Source organism: Nocardioides sp. T2.26MG-1 (genome assembly GCF_950101795.1).
In the GTDB taxonomy this organism is placed as follows: Bacteria; Actinomycetota; Actinomycetes; order Propionibacteriales; family Nocardioidaceae; genus Nocardioides.
Map to the genome: position 1 here is coordinate 100114 of NZ_CATNLZ010000001.1, position 13887 is coordinate 114000.

General features: G+C 72.6%; 14 protein-coding genes. 4 read left to right on the forward strand and 10 right to left on the reverse strand.

Annotated features, from left to right (window positions below):
• Positions 1-87 precede the first annotated feature (87 nt).
• The 3 genes from QQZ14_RS00440 to glmS form a co-directional block, all read right to left on the reverse strand.
• Positions 88-1467, reverse strand: coding sequence for an NAD(P)H-hydrate dehydratase (locus QQZ14_RS00440; protein ID WP_284532181.1), 1380 nt, complete (start codon positions 1465-1467; stop codon positions 88-90).
• A 113-nt stretch (positions 1468-1580) separates the two neighbouring features.
• Positions 1581-1931: a holo-ACP synthase gene (locus tag QQZ14_RS00445; protein ID WP_284532182.1), complete on the reverse strand. Its 351-nt coding sequence runs from the start codon at positions 1929-1931 to the stop codon at positions 1581-1583.
• Positions 1932-1992: 61 nt separating this feature from the next.
• Positions 1993-3837, reverse strand: coding sequence for a glutamine--fructose-6-phosphate transaminase (isomerizing) (gene glmS / locus QQZ14_RS00450; RefSeq protein ID WP_284532183.1), 1845 nt, complete (start codon positions 3835-3837; stop codon positions 1993-1995).
• A gap of 41 nt (positions 3838-3878) precedes the next feature.
• On the opposite strand from glmS, the gene coaA reads away from it, so the two are divergent.
• Positions 3879-4856 (forward strand): type I pantothenate kinase, encoded by a 978-nt coding sequence (gene coaA / locus QQZ14_RS00455; protein WP_284532184.1) that lies wholly within the window; start codon positions 3879-3881, stop codon positions 4854-4856.
• Here the strand turns inward: coaA and QQZ14_RS00460 are convergent.
• Positions 4832-5794, reverse strand: a complete 963-nt coding sequence (locus QQZ14_RS00460) for an ArsR/SmtB family transcription factor (protein ID WP_284532185.1) — start codon at positions 5792-5794, stop codon at positions 4832-4834. The two genes, coaA and QQZ14_RS00460, sit on opposite strands and share 25 nt — an antisense overlap.
• A 62-nt stretch (positions 5795-5856) precedes the next feature.
• Here QQZ14_RS00460 and QQZ14_RS00465 point away from each other — a divergent pair, with 62 nt between their 5' ends.
• Complete coding sequence (locus QQZ14_RS00465; protein WP_284532186.1) at positions 5857-6864, forward strand: SMP-30/gluconolactonase/LRE family protein; 1008 nt, start codon at positions 5857-5859, stop codon at positions 6862-6864.
• A gap of 27 nt (positions 6865-6891) precedes the next feature.
• On the opposite strand, the gene QQZ14_RS00470 is transcribed toward QQZ14_RS00465, so the two are convergent.
• The 6 genes from QQZ14_RS00470 to rplM all read right to left on the reverse strand — a co-directional run bounded on the left by QQZ14_RS00470 (position 6892) and on the right by rplM (position 11660).
• Complete coding sequence (locus QQZ14_RS00470; protein WP_284532187.1) at positions 6892-7503, reverse strand: hypothetical protein; 612 nt, start codon at positions 7501-7503, stop codon at positions 6892-6894.
• Between the two features lie 66 nt (positions 7504-7569).
• The gene (locus QQZ14_RS00475) at positions 7570-8373 is read right to left on the reverse strand and encodes an ABC transporter permease (RefSeq protein ID WP_284532188.1); all 804 of its coding nucleotides are present in this window, start codon (positions 8371-8373) and stop codon (positions 7570-7572) included.
• A complete protein-coding gene (locus tag QQZ14_RS00480) occupies positions 8370-9278 on the reverse strand; it encodes an ABC transporter ATP-binding protein (RefSeq protein WP_284532189.1) in 909 nt (302 codons plus the stop codon). Before QQZ14_RS00480 ends, QQZ14_RS00475 begins: the two co-directional genes overlap by 4 nt.
• Positions 9279-9325: 47 nt before the next feature.
• The gene (glmM, locus tag QQZ14_RS00485) at positions 9326-10672 is read right to left on the reverse strand and encodes a phosphoglucosamine mutase (protein ID WP_284532190.1); all 1347 of its coding nucleotides are present in this window, start codon (positions 10670-10672) and stop codon (positions 9326-9328) included.
• 8 nt (positions 10673-10680) lie between these two features.
• Entirely contained in the window at positions 10681-11181 is a 501-nt protein-coding gene (rpsI, locus tag QQZ14_RS00490) for a 30S ribosomal protein S9 (protein ID WP_284532191.1), read from the reverse strand.
• A 35-nt stretch (positions 11182-11216) separates the two neighbouring features.
• Positions 11217-11660 (reverse strand): 50S ribosomal protein L13, encoded by a 444-nt coding sequence (rplM, locus tag QQZ14_RS00495; protein ID WP_284532192.1) that lies wholly within the window; start codon positions 11658-11660, stop codon positions 11217-11219.
• Between the two features lie 303 nt (positions 11661-11963).
• Between rplM and QQZ14_RS00500 the strand changes: the two genes are divergently transcribed.
• Positions 11964-13253 carry a citrate synthase gene (locus tag QQZ14_RS00500; RefSeq protein WP_284532193.1) on the forward strand — a complete coding sequence of 430 codons (1290 nt, stop codon included), beginning with the start codon at positions 11964-11966 and terminating at the stop codon, positions 13251-13253.
• On the forward strand, positions 13250-13885 hold the full coding sequence (locus tag QQZ14_RS00505) for an HAD family hydrolase (protein ID WP_284532194.1): 636 nt from the start codon (positions 13250-13252) through the stop codon (positions 13883-13885). Before QQZ14_RS00500 ends, QQZ14_RS00505 begins: the two co-directional genes overlap by 4 nt.
• The last annotated feature ends 2 nt before the right edge of the window (positions 13886-13887 follow it).

Consider the following 13887-nt stretch of genomic DNA (forward strand, 5'->3'; position numbering starts at 1 on the left):
GGGTCCCCGCGGAATCGGGCGGTGGAGGAGCGCAGCGGGGGGACCGTGCGATTCCGTGGGGTGAAGCTCATGCAGTCGATTGTCCCATCACGCCCGGGGCAGGCTGCGGACGGCCGCCGGGATGGACCGGGCCACGTCGCCCGCCACGAGCGGGCCGCCGTCCGAGGCCAGGGTCGCGGCCGCGCCGTGCAGCCACGAGCCGACCGAGGCCGCGTCGTACGGTGTGAGGCCGCCCGCGAGCAGGGCGCCGACCAGGCCGCCGAGCACGTCGCCGGCGCCGGCCGTCGCCAGCCACGGGGTGCCGGTCGTGGTCACCCGGACCAGGCCCTCGGGGGTCACCACGAGCGTGTGCCGGCCCTTGAGCAGCACCACGCAGCGGTACGTCGCCGCCGCGTGGCGGGCGTGCTCGAGCGGCCGGGCCTCGATCGCGGCCCGCTCGACCCCGAGCATCCGGGCCAGCTCGCCGGCGTGCGGGGTCAGCACCGCGGGCACCGGCAGCGAACCGTCGACGTGCGCGAGGGCGTCGGCGTCGACCACCACGGGCACCCCGTCCGCGAGCGCCGCGTGCAGCTCCTCGCCGGCGTGGTCCCCGCCGCCGGATCCGACCACCCACGCCTGGACCTGCCCGGCGCCGACCACCTCGGGGTGGGCCTGGCGCACCCGGTCCGCGACCGACTCGTCGCCGACGTACCGCACCATCCCGCACAGGCCGCTGGACGCACCGGCCACGCTCAACAGCGCGGCACCCGGGTAGCGGGCGGAGCCGGCGCGCACCCCGACCACGCCGCGCTGGTACTTCTGCACCTCGCCGTGCGGCCGCGGCAGCAGCGCGGCCACGTCCTCGGGCTGGAGGGACTCGACCGGGGCGGGCGGCAGCTCGAGGCCGATGTCCACCAGGTGCACCACGCCGCTGGCCGCGGCCGCCGGGTCCACCAGGTGCGCGACCTTGTGGGTGCCGAACGTGACCGTGAGGGCCGCGGTCACGTGCGGTCCGTCGAGCTCGCCGGTGTCGACGCCCACGCCCGAGGGCGTGTCGACCGCGACCACCGGGACGCCCTCGACCGTGGCGAGGGCGGCGACCGCGTCGTCGCGCAGCCCGCCCTGGCCGCCGATGCCGACGATCCCGTCGACCACGAGGTCGGGCCGTCGCGGGTCGCCGGCGATCGTGCGCCCGCCGGCCGCGCGCAGCGCCGCGACCCCGCCCGGGTGCGCCCGCTCGGAGAGCAGCCACGCCTCGACCTGGACGCCGCGCCGGGCGAGCAGCGCCCCGGCGTACAGCGCGTCCCCGCCGTTGTCGCCCGACCCGACCAGCAACAGCACCCGCCGACCGTACGCCGAGCCGAGCAGGTCGAGCACCGCGTACGCCAGCCCGGCCGCGGCCCGCTGCATGAGTGCCCCGTCCGGCAGCCGCGCCATCAGCTCGGACTCCGCCGCTCGCACCTGGTCGACCGTGTGCGCGCTCCTCATGCCTCCACGCTAGCGGTGTCCCTCGGGGAGCCGTGGGCGGTACTCCCTGACGATCGGGCCCCGTGGGAACGATCCCAAGGGGCCCGATCGTCAGGGAGTACCCGTCCCGGACCTCAGGACTCGAGCACCACCACGGCGGACGCGATGCCGGCGTCGTGGGACAGCGAGACGTGCACGGAGGCGACGCCCAGGTCGGTGGCCTGGGCCAGCACCGAGCCGCGGATCTCGAGCAGCGGCCGGCCGGACTCCTCGGAGACGATCTCGGCGTCGTGCCAGTGCATGCCCACCGGGGCGCCGAGCGCCTTGGCCAGCGCCTCCTTGGCCGCGAACCGCGCCGCCAGCGACGCCAGCGGACGGACCGCCTCCCGGGGCGTGAAGAGGCGGTCGACGAGACCCGGCGAGCGCTCCAGGGAGACCCGGAACCGTTCGACGTCGACCACGTCGATGCCGACCCCGACGATCATCGCGCGGTGCTCATTCGGGGTCCCCGCGCGAAGGCAAGCGACGCGCGTTCGCGTGGGGTGATCATTCGACCGTGACGGACTTGGCGAGGTTGCGGGGCTGGTCGACGTCGTGGCCCATCACGGTCGCCAGCTCGCACGCGAACAGCTGCAGCGGCACCACCGCCACCAGCGGCTGCAGCAGCACCGGCACCCGCGGCAGCCGGATGATCGCGTCGGCGTACGGCGCGATCGCGTCGTCACCGTCCTCGACGAGGCAGATCGTCCGCGCGCCCCGCGCCCGGACCTCCTGGATCCCGCTGACCATCTTGTCCCGCAGCTGGTCCCGGCCGGCCGGCGGCACCACGCAGAACACCGGCAGCCCGTCCTCGACCAGCGCGATCGGCCCGTGCTTGAGCTCGCCGGCGGCGAACCCCTCCGCGTGCAGGTAGGCCAGCTCCTTGAGCTTGAGCGCCCCCTCGAGCGCGACCGGGTAGCCCGCGTGGCGGCCGAGGAACAGCACCGACCGGGACCCGACGTGCTGGCGGGCCAGCTCGTAGACGGCCTCGGCGCCTTCCAGCACCCGCTGGACGTGCGCGGGCATCTCCTCGAGCTGGCTCATCACCTCGTCGATCTCGTCGCCGTACCGGGTGCCCTTGACCTGGGCGAGGTAGAGCGCGAGCAGGTAGCACGCGACCAGCTGGGTGAGGAACCCCTTGGTCGAGGCGACCCCGATCTCCGGGCCGGCGTGGGTGTAGATCACCGCGTCGGACTCGCGCGGGATCGTCGAGCCGTTGGTGTTGCAGATCGCGAGCACCTTGGACCGCTGGGTCCGGGCGTGTCGGATGGCCTGGAGGGTGTCGGCGGTCTCGCCCGACTGGCTGATCGCCACGACCAGCGTCGAGTAGTCGAGGATCGGGTCGCGGTAGCGGAACTCCGAGGACAGCTCGACCTCGACCGGGATCCGGCACCAGTGCTCGATCGCGTACTTCGCCACCATGCCGGCGTAGAACGACGTGCCGGCCGCGATGATGATGATCTTGTCGACGTCGCGCAACTCCTGGTCGGAGAGCCGCATCTCGTCCAGGTGCAGGTGCCCCTCGGGCGTACGGCGTCCCAGCAGCGAGTCCGCGACCGCGTGCGGCTGCTCGAAGATCTCCTTGCGCATGAACCAGTCGTGGCCGTCCTTCTCGGCGGCCGAGAGGTCCCAGTCCACGTGGTAGCGCCGCCCCTCGGCCGGGGTGCCGTCGAACCCGGTCACCGACACGCCCTCGCGGGTGATCGTCACGACCTGGTCCTGCCCGAGCTCCAGCGCCTCGCGGGTGTGCTCGATGAACGCCGCCACGTCGGAGCCGAGGAAGTTCTCGCCCTCCCCGATGCCCACGACCAGCGGCGAGTTCCGCCGGGCGGCGACCACCCGGTCGGGGTCCTGGGCGTCGACGGCGACCAGGGTGAACGCGCCCTCGAGGCGGCGGACGACGCGCTGCATCGCCTCGGTCAGGTCCGCGCCCGCGGCCACCTCCGCCTCGAGGAGGTACGCCGCGACCTCGGTGTCGGTCTCCGAGACCAGCCCGCCCCCGGCGGACTCGAGCTCGTCACGCAGCTCGGCGAAGTTCTCGATGATGCCGTTGTGCACGAGCCCCACGCGCCCGGCGGGACCGAGGTGCGGGTGGGCGTTGACGTCGTTGGGCGCCCCGTGGGTGGCCCAGCGGGTGTGCCCGATGCCGGTGGCCGACGCGGGCAGCGGGGTGTCGACGATCGCCTTCTCGAGGTTCGCGAGCTTGCCGGCCCGCTTGTCCGCCGCCAGCGCACCGTCCGCGACCAGCGCGATCCCGGCCGAGTCGTAGCCGCGGTACTCCAGCCTCCGGAGCCCCTCGACCACGACGTCCTGCGCTGCCTGGTGGCCCACGTAACCGACGATCCCGCACACGGGTGTCACTGTAACGGCGGGGCTTTGCAACAATCGCCACCATGCCTTCCCACGGCGAGGTCACGCCCGCCGAAGCCGGACGCGAGTCCTCCCCCTACATCGAGCTCGACCGATCCGCCTGGGCCGCGCTCGCCAGCGAGGTCGAGAACCCGCTCAGCGCCGAGGAGATCCAGCGGCTGCGCGGTCTCGGCGACCAGCTCGACCTCGACGAGGTCCGGCAGATCTACCTGCCGGTCTCACGCTTGCTGAGCCTGTACGTCGAGTCCGCGAGCCGGCTCTACCGCCGGCAGGAGGAGTTCCTCCACCAGGACCAGCCGCCGCGCACGCCGTTCGTGATCGGCCTGGCGGGGTCGGTCGCGGTCGGCAAGTCCACCACCGCGCGCGTGCTGCAGCAGATGCTGGCCCACTGGCCGCAGCACCCCAACGTCGCGCTGGTCACCACCGACGGCTTCCTCTACCCCAACGCCGAGCTGGAGCGCCGGGGGCTGCTGGAGCGCAAGGGGTTCCCGGAGTCCTACGACCGCCGCGCCCTGCTGCGCTTCGTGGTCGACATCAAGTCCGGCAAGGACGAGGTGCTGGCGCCGACGTACTCCCACCTGGTCTACGACGTCGTGCCCGAGGAGAAGGTCGTGATCCGGCGGCCCGACATCGTCATCGTCGAGGGCCTCAACGTGCTGCAGCCCGCGCGCGCCCGCGACGACGGCCGCACCGGCCTGACGCTGAGCGACTTCTTCGACTTCAGCGTGTACGTCGACGCCGCGACCGCCACGATCCGCGAGTGGTACGTGTCGCGCTTCCTGCGGCTGCGCGAGACCGCGTTCCAGGACACCGGGTCCTACTTCGCCAAGTACGCCACGCTCTCCACCGAGGAGGCGGTCGCGGAGGCCGAGCGGATCTGGGACACGATCAACGGCCCCAACCTGACCCAGAACGTGCTGCCCACGCGGTCCCGCGCCACGCTGGTGCTGCGCAAGGACCGCGACCACTCGGTGCGCTACGTGCGGCTGCGCAAGCTCTGAGGCTCCCCTGCGTCCAGGTAGCGCCCCAGGTCGTGGAGCACCTCGCGGACCCGGGTCCGGCGCAGGTGGTAGAGCACGTACCACCCGTCCCGTTCGCTGCCGACCAGGCCTTGCTCGGCCAGGAGCTTGAGGTGCCGCGAGACCGTCGACGGGGCCATCGCCAGCATCGGGGCGAGCTCCTGGACCGTCCGCGGCTGCTCGGCCAGGACGTGCAGGAGTCGCAGCCGCGCGTCGCTGCCGGCCGCGAGCAGCGAGCCGACCAGCCCGGCGGGCGGACCGTCCTCGCGCACCAGCGCCTGCACCGGTACGGCGAACTGGAGAGCGGCCGGCGTCTCGGCGTCGACGTACACGTGCGGGGCGGCGAACAGGCTGGGCACGACGGTGACCGGCAGGTGGCGCGCCTCGAAGGTGATCGAGTCGTCCGGCGGGTCGGCGTCCTCCTCGGCCGTGCATGCGAACCGCACCTCGTGACGGGCCGGCAGGACCGCGATCCAGGGAGCCACCGAGTCGAGCAGGGCGAGCAGGCCGTCGGCGTCGATCGCGGCGCGCATCGCGTCCGCGGCTGACACCAGGCGCGGACGGCTCCGCTCCCACTCCGCCGCGAACGCGAGGCTCCAGAAGTCGGAGACGAGCGCGGCGGTGCCCGGCGGCAGGTCCACGCCGTGGAGCGCCTCGAGGAGGTCGCCGATCTCGGCGGCCGGGTCGGGGTGCGGGTTGATGAGCCGCTCGGGCGGGTGCTCGAAGGTCTCACGCAGCCGGTCCAGCTCGGCCCGGAAGCCCGGCGGCAGCGCCCGCATCCGGCGTACGAACGGGTGCTGGAGCGGGTGGTGGGCGGGCTCGGCCAGCGTGTGCAGCGCCAGCACGGTCTCGACCAGCGGCGCGCAGCAGACCCGGACCCGGCGGTCCACGTCCGGGCCGACCGTCACGATCGCAGCCATCCGATTCCCACATCCTCGAATCACATCCACCCACGCGCGCAGCCGACCCTACGGTGCCGCGCATGGAGACCACCACCGACCCGCGGGTGCCGCACCGTGCCCGCCATGCCGTCCTGACCGCCGTCGCCAGCCTCGCGCTCCTCGCCCCCGCCACGGCGAGCGCAGTCCCCGCCGGCGCCAGCCCGCACGCGCCCGTCTCCACGGTCGCGGCGCTCGACGACGCCGCCGGCCAGCACCCCGAAGGTCTCGCCGTTGCCCGCGACGGCTCGCTGTACGTCGGCATGGCGCCGACCGGCCAGCTGGCCCGGATCGGGCTGGACGGGACGGTCACCGCGCTCGGCGCGCCCGCGTTCCCGGCGGAGGCGGGGTACCTGCTCGGCCTCGCCCTCGACGGCGAGGATCGGGTGTACGGCGCCGTCGTCCGGTTCGACGGCCAGCCGAGCGGCGTGTGGAGGTACGACGCGACCACCGAGGCCTGGTCGCTGTTCGCCGCCACCGATCCCGGCGGGTTCCCCAACGGGCTGGCCTTCGAGGCCGACGGCACCTTGCTCGTCAGCGACATGACCCTGGGCACCATCTGGGCCGTGGACGAGGCGGGCCATGTCACGCAGTGGCTGCACCACCCGGCACTCGAGGGCGCGACGAACGACGCCGGCGTCAACGGCCTGGCCGTCGACCGAGAGGGAGACGTCTGGTTCACCAACACCGACGGTGGTGCCGTGGGGAGGATCCGCGTCGACCGGCACGGCGATCCGGTGGGACGGCCGCGGATCGTGGCGACCGATCCCCGGCTGGCCTCCGCCGACGGCCTTGCCCTGGACGTAGCCGGCAACGTCTGGGTCGCGGCGTCGTACGGCAGTGACCGGCTGCTGCGCGTGACCCCGCGTGGGCGCGTCGTCCTCGTCGCCGAGGACGCCGACGGGCTCGACTACACCGCCAGCGTCGCATTCGGCCGCACCCGGGACACCCGGCACACGCTGTTCTTCACCAACTCCGGCGACTCCTTCGCCACGCCGTCGGTGATGTCCACCCGCAGCGCCGAGCCGGGCCTGCGGCTCCGGTACCCGTGACCGGCCCGGCGACGGGGGCCGGGCCGGTCACGGCAGCCGGAGGCTGGTGAGGATCTGCGCGACCTGTTCCTCCTGCAGCGCTCCCGGCACTCCGGCGTCGGCGACGAGCACCACTCGGACGTCGCCGACGCGGACCATCGCGACGTCGGCGGCCGGCGCGGCGCACGGGCCCGACCCCACCAGGTCGACGTGTGCCCGCCTCAGCTGGGCCGCGGTGCCGTCCGCGAGCCTCACGCTGCTGGCCGTCTCGGAGGCCGCGCGCCCGAGGGCTTCGACCCAGGCACCGAACTCCTGCTCGGTGAACCCGGCGAAGGCGTGGTTGGAGCCTTTCGGTCGCGCGGCGCAGTAGCCGGATCTGAAGACGGCCGGACCGCGTACGACGGCCACCGGATCGCCGGCCGCGTCGGCGTAGTAGAGACGAATCCGCCGGTCCTCGACCTGCCAGTCGTCGCCCGGCACCTCGAACGACGCGCCGCTCGTGGGGTCGCGCACCGCCAGCGACACGGCGGCCGGCTCCGGACGGCTCGACCGGGAACGACCGTCGCCCTCGCGGGGGCGGGTCGCCGTCACCGCAGCCGTGCCGAGCACGGCCAGGGTGGCCACCACGGCCAACACCTGCGCCACCCGGAGCCTGGTCATGGCAGGGGTCTACCCCAGGTGCTCAGCCCCGACACCGCCGCGTCGGCGCCTGTGCACGCCGAGGGCTCAGGCCACGTCGCGGCGCAGGGTGGTGAAGCGGCCCGCGAGTGCGAGCGCACCGGCGTACGCGAGGAGGACGGCCAGCGCGACCGGCCGCGACAGCAGCTCGGCCCCGCCGCCGATCTCGGCGAACAGGCTCGAGCCGATCAGCCCGTCGGCGGCGGCGCCGGGCAGGAACTTGGCGATCGCGTCGGTGGCGTCGAACGCGCCGAGCGCGAGCCGGGCGATCGGCTCCACGAACTGGGTGAACGCGAGGATCACCACGATCGCGGCGACCTGGTTGGGGACGACGCTGCCGAACGCCGCGCCGATCATCGCCCATAGGGCGGTGACGACGATCCCGAGCGCGAGCACCTGCAGCACCGAGCCGTCGGTGAGGTACGCCCCGTCGCCCCAGCCGGCCAGCAACGGCGCGCTGGCACCGACCACCGCGACCGTGCCGACGACTCCGTAGAGCAGGCCGACGGGGACGGTCGCGAGCAGCTTCGCCCCGAGCATCACGCCGCGGCGCGGCTCGACGAGCAGCGTCTGGGTGATCGTCTGGTGCCGAAACTCCGTGGTGATCGCGAGGCTGCCGATCACCAGGGGGAAGACGTAGCCGACCGCGTTGGTCAGGCCGTAGATCGCCTTCGCGGCGTCGATCCCGTGCAGGGCGACCTCCCCGCTGTCGGGGTCCTCGGGCGCGAACACGAAGGACGCGGCCATCACGATGCCGATGAAGACCAGGTAGCCGGCGAGCACCAGCAGCAGCAGCCACCACATCCGGGTGCTCATCAGCTTGCGGTACTCCGCGACCAGGGCGGCCCTCATCGTGGATCCGCCGTGAGGCGCAGGAAGACGTCCTCGAGGCCGGTGCCCCGGCTGGCGAGCTGGTGCAGCTCGATCCCGGCCGCGTACGCCGCCGCGCCGGCCTCGGCCGCAGGCACGCCGGTGAGCACCAGGCCGGCCCCGTCGGGGCGAGCCGCCCACCCGCGCTCGCGACTCAGGTCGGCCAGTGCCTGGGCGGCTGGCGACTCGACGTAGGTCTCCGGCGCGGCGAGGCCCGCGAGCTCGGCGAGCGAGGAGGCGTGCACGAGCCGGCCGCGGGCGATGATCACCACGTCGTCGACGGTGTGCTGCACCTCGGCGAGGACGTGGCTGGAGACCAGCACGGTGCGGCCCTGGCCGGCGAAGGTCCGCAGCAGCTGGCGCAGCCAGACGATGCCCTCGGGGTCCAAGCCGTTGGCCGGCTCGTCGAGCACGATCGCCGGCGGGTCGCCGAGCAGCGCGGTGGCGAGAGCGAGCCGCTGGCGCATCCCCATCGAGTAGCCGCCGACCCGCCGGTCGGCAGCCGCGGCCAGGCCGACGAACTCGATGAGCTCACGGCAGCGCGCACGAGCCACCCCGGCCTGCGGCGCGTAGGCCTCGAGGTGGCCGAGGCCGGTGCGACCGGGGTGGAAGCCCGAGGACTCGATCGCCGCCCCGACCACGCGCGCCGGGGTGGCGTGCTCGGCGTACGGCCGGTCGCCGACCAGTGCGCGGCCGGCGCTGGGCCGGGTCAGGCCGAGCAGCATCCGCAGCGTGGTCGTCTTGCCGGCACCGTTGGGCCCCAGGAACCCGGTCACCGCGCCCGGCCGGACGCTGAAGCTCAGGTCGTCGACGGCGCGGATCGCTCCGAACGTCTTGCCCAGACCCTCCACGGCCAGCGGTGGGCCGGCCGTCCCCGGTATCCCCACAAGGGGAGACTAGTGCTCAGCGACGGAGGTTCGCCGGGAGGCGGCCGCTAGAGGCTGAGCTGCCGCTTCACGACGTCGGCCAGCCTGCCGGCCACCGAGACCGCCTCCGACTGCGTGGCGGCCTCGACCATCACGCGCACGAGCTGCTCGGTGCCCGAGGGGCGCAGCAGCACGCGGCCGCTGTCGCCGAGCGCGGCCTCCTCCTCGGCGATCGCGGCGGCGAGCACCGGGTCGTCGTCCGCGCGGCTCTTGTCGACGTCGGGGACGTTGACCAGCACCTGCGGGAGACGGGTGACGACGGACGCGAGCGACTGCAGGCTCTGGCCGGTCGCGGCCATCCGCTCCAGCACGTGCAGGGCGGTGAGGATGCCGTCGCCGGTGGTGGCGTGCTCGCTCATGATCACGTGGCCCGACTGCTCGCCGCCCAGGGAGTAGCCGGAGACCCGCATCGCCTCGAGCACGTAGCGGTCGCCGACCTTGGTCTGGCGCACGCCGACGCCCGCGGCGCGCATGGCCTGGACGAAGCCGAGGTTGCTCATCACGGTGGCGACGACGGTGTTCTTGGCGAGGTGCCCGGTCTCGGCCATGCCGAGGGCGAGGATCGCGAGGATCTGGTCGCCGTCCACGGTGTTGCCCTCGTGGTCGACGGCCAGGCACCGGTCGGCGTCGCCGTCGAGGGCGAAGCCGGCGTCGGCGCCGTGCTCGACGACCGCGGCCTGCAGGGGGCCCAGGTGGGTGGAGCCGCAGCCGTCGTTGATGTTCAGGCCGTCGGGCTCGACCCCGATCGCGATCACCTCGGCGCCGGCGGCGCGCAGCGCGCGCGGACCCGCCTCGTACGCCGCGCCGTGGGCGCAGTCGAGCACGACCTTCAGGCCGTCCAGGGGCCGGCTGATCGTGCCGACCAGGTGCCCGACGTACTCCTCGACGGGGGTGGCGTACGGCGTGACCCGCCCGACGTCGCCGCCCACCGGGCGGTCCCACTCCTCGGCGAGGTGCTGCTCGATGACCTTCTCGACGGCGTCGTCGAGCTTGTGGCCGCCGCGGGCGAGGAACTTGATGCCGTTGTCGGGCATGGGGTTGTGCGAGGCGCTGATCACGACGCCGAGGTCGGCGCCGAGGGCCTCGGTCATGTAGGCGACCGCCGGGGTGGGCAGCACCCGCAGGCGCAGCACGTCGACGCCGGCCGAGGCCAGACCCGCGACCACGGCGTGCTCGAGGAACTGGCCGGAGATGCGCGTGTCCCGGCCGACGACGGCGAGGGGGCGATGCCCCTCGAACTCGCCACGGTCGGCCAGGACCCGGGCTGCGGCGACGGACAGGTCCAGGGCCAGCTCCGCGGTCAGGTGACCGTTGGCCAGGCCCCGGACGCCGTCCGTGCCGAAGATGCGCGGCATCCGCGCGATTAGCGCTTGGAGAACTGGGGCGCCTTGCGGGCCTTCTTGAGACCGGCCTTCTTGCGCTCGATGACGCGGGCGTCACGCGTGAGCAGCCCGGCCTTCTTGAGCGAGGGGCGGTTGGCCTCGACGTCGATCGCGTTCAGGCAGCGGGCCACGCCGAGGCGCAGCGCGCCGGCCTGACCGGTGATGCCGCCGCCGTGGATGCGGGCGATGACGTCGAAGCGGCCCTCCAGCTGGAGGTTCGCGAACGGCTCGTTCACGACCTGCTGGTGCAGCTTGTTGGGGAAGTAGGAGTCGAGGGTGCGGCCGTTGACCGTCCACTGACCGGTGCCGGGGACGATCCGCACGCGGGCGACCGCCTCCTTGCGGCGGCCGGTGGCGTTCGCGGGGGCGATCGTGGCGGGACGCTGCGGGGCGTCGGCGGACGGCGAGCTCTCCGAGCTGTAGGCGATGCCCTGCTCGTCGGCCTCGTAGGTCTCCTCGACCTCGCTGGTGGTGTCGCTCATGTTCCTCAGGCTTTCTCGGTGCTCGTACAGACGGATTACTGGGAGATCTGCTTGATCTCGAACGGCGTGGCCTTCTGGGCCTGGTGCGGGTGGTTGGGCCCGGAGTAGACCTTCAGCTTCTTCAGCATCTGACGGCCGAGCTTGTTCTTCGGGAGCATGCCCCACACGGCCTTCTCGATGGCCTTGCGGGCGTCCTTCTCCAGGATCTCGCCGATCGGCGTGGCAGACAGACCGCCCGGGTAGCCGGAGTGCCGGTACGCCATCTTGGTGGTCGACTTGTCGCCGGACAGGGCCACCTTCTCCGCGTTGACGATGATGACGAAGTCACCGGTGTCGACGTGGGGGGCGAACATCGCCTTGTGCTTGCCCCGGATCAGGTTGGCGGCCTGGACCGCGAGACGGCCGAGGACGACGTCGGTGGCGTCGATGACGAGCCACTCGCGCTGGATGTCGCCGGGCTTGGGACTGTACGTGCGCACGGAGGTTCCTTCTTCGTTCGTCGGGCCCCGGAGAGCTGCTGCTCCCGGGCGGGTGGAGCCACGCCTTCTGACGAACACGGCCCGGCTCCCCACACAGTGGGGTCCGGATCTGCACCCGCTCCCCGTGGCACGAGACCAAGATCGGAGCGGGCGCGGCAGGAGGCGCGACTGACAAGACTACGGGGCGCCCGACGTACAGGTCAAAGCGACGGGCGTGCGGACCGCTGCCCGGACAACCGCCCATTGTCCACCCACGGACACCGGGTTTCACATGCCGCCACGCCGCAGACTAAGTTTGAGGGCGTGACTGATTCCCTCACCGTCCGCGACAACCGCACCGGACAGGAGTACGAGGTCCCGATCACCGACGGCACCATCAAGGCCGCTGATCTGGGCAAGATCAAGGCCGAGGAGGAGTCGCCGGGTCTGGCGGTCTACGACCCGGGCTTCGTCAACACCGCCTCGTGCCGCAGCTCTGTCACCTTCATCGACGGCGACAAGGGCATCCTCGAGTACCGCGGCTACCCCATCGAGCAGCTGGCGGAGAGCTCCAGCTTCCTCGAGGTGGCCTACCTCCTGATCCACGGCAGCCTGCCGACCAAGGCCGAGTACGAGGCGTGGGTGCACGAGATCACCTACCACACGTTCGTGCACGAGAACGTCAAGGAGTTCATGCAGGGCTTCCGCTACGACGCGCACCCCATGGGGATGCTGATGGCGTCGGTCGGGGCCCTGTCGACGTTCTACCCCGACGCCCGCAACATCAGCGACGCCGACAACCGGCACATGCAGATCGTGCGGATGATCGCGAAGATGCCGACCCTCGGCGCCTGGTCCTTCCGGCACGCGCAGGGCAAGCCGTTCGTCTACCCCGACAACGAGCTCGGCTACACCGCCAACTTCCTCTCGATGCTGTTCAAGATGAGCGAGCACCGCTTCGAGGCGGACGAGCGGCTGGTCAAGGCCCTCGACGTGCTGTTCATCCTGCACGCCGACCACGAGCAGAACGCCTCGACCAACGCCGTCCGCTCCGTCGGGTCGACCCAGGTCGACCCGTACTCCTCGGTCGCGGCCGGCGTGGGCGCGCTCTACGGCCCGCTGCACGGCGGCGCGAACGAGGCGGTGCTGCGGATGCTGCGCCGGATCGGCACCAAGTCGAACATCCCGTCCTTCATCCAGGGCGTGAAGGACGGCAACGAGCGGCTGATGGGCTTCGGCCACCGGGTCTACAAGAACTACGACCCGCGGGCGAAGATCATCAAGAAGGCCGCCGACGACGTCTTCGAGGTCACCGGCGTCAACCCGCTGCTCGAGATCGCGTTGGAGCTGGAGAAGATCGCGCTCGAGGACGAGTACTTCGTCAAGCGCAAGCTCTACCCCAACGTGGACTTCTACTCCGGCCTGATCTACGAGGCCTTCCAGTTCCCGCCGGAGATGTTCACGGTGCTGTTCGCGATCGGCCGGACCCCGGGCTGGCTGGCCCAGTGGCTCGAGCTGGTGCAGGACAAGGAGCAGAAGATCGCGCGCCCCAAGCAGATCTACACCGGCCAGCGGGGATTGGAATTCGTCCCGGCCGCCGAGCGCTGGGCGTGACCGGAGAGCGTCTCAGGTTCGCCACTCCCGAGGCCGTCGTGTTCGACCTGGGGAACGTGTTGATCGACTGGGACCCGTTCCCCGCGATCGCGGCGGGGGTGGGGCCCGACGAGGCGCGCCGGTTCCTCGAGGCCGAGGACTTCGACTTCTGGGCGTGGAACCTCGGCCCCGACTCCGGGGACACGTGGGCGGACGCGGAGGACGCCGTACGCCGCAGCCACCCGCACTGGCTCGAGCACGCGCTGGCGTACCGCACGCACTTCCTGGAGTCGCTGGTCGGCGAGGTGCCCGGGACCGCGGACGTGGTGCGCGACCTGCACGCCGCGGAGGTGCGGCTGTTCGCGCTGACCAACTGGTCGCACGAGCTCTACCCGCACGCCCCGGAGAACTTCGACGTGCTGGCGCTCTTCGACGACGTGGTGGTGTCCGGTACCGAGAAGATCGCGAAGCCCGACCCCCGGGTGTTCCGGATCGTGGCCGAGCGCAGCGGGCTGCCGCTGGACCGGCTGCTCTTCGTCGACGACAAGCAGGCGAACGTCGACGCCGCCGCGGCGCTCGGCATGCAGGCGATCCTGTTCACCGACGCGGCCGCGCTGCGCACCGAGCTGCGCAGCCACGGCCTGCCGGTCTGATC

Excerpts from the sequence above, each read along its gene's own strand:
- QQZ14_RS00465 (WP_284532186.1), top strand. The coding sequence starts at position 5,857 with ATGGAGACCACCACCGACCCGCGGGTGCCGCACCGTGCCCGCCATGCC.
- QQZ14_RS00475 (WP_284532188.1), bottom strand. The coding sequence starts at position 8,373 with ATGAGGGCCGCCCTGGTCGCGGAGTACCGCAAGCTGATGAGCACCCGG.
- coaA (WP_284532184.1), top strand. The coding sequence starts at position 3,879 with ATGCCTTCCCACGGCGAGGTCACGCCCGCCGAAGCCGGACGCGAGTCC.
- QQZ14_RS00445 (WP_284532182.1), bottom strand. The coding sequence starts at position 1,931 with ATGATCGTCGGGGTCGGCATCGACGTGGTCGACGTCGAACGGTTCCGG.
- QQZ14_RS00440 (WP_284532181.1), bottom strand. The coding sequence starts at position 1,467 with ATGAGGAGCGCGCACACGGTCGACCAGGTGCGAGCGGCGGAGTCCGAG.
- QQZ14_RS00470 (WP_284532187.1), bottom strand. The coding sequence starts at position 7,503 with ATGACCAGGCTCCGGGTGGCGCAGGTGTTGGCCGTGGTGGCCACCCTG.
- glmM (WP_284532190.1), bottom strand. The coding sequence starts at position 10,672 with ATGCCGCGCATCTTCGGCACGGACGGCGTCCGGGGCCTGGCCAACGGT.
- QQZ14_RS00460 (WP_284532185.1), bottom strand. The coding sequence starts at position 5,794 with ATGGCTGCGATCGTGACGGTCGGCCCGGACGTGGACCGCCGGGTCCGG.
- rpsI (WP_284532191.1), bottom strand. The coding sequence starts at position 11,181 with ATGAGCGACACCACCAGCGAGGTCGAGGAGACCTACGAGGCCGACGAG.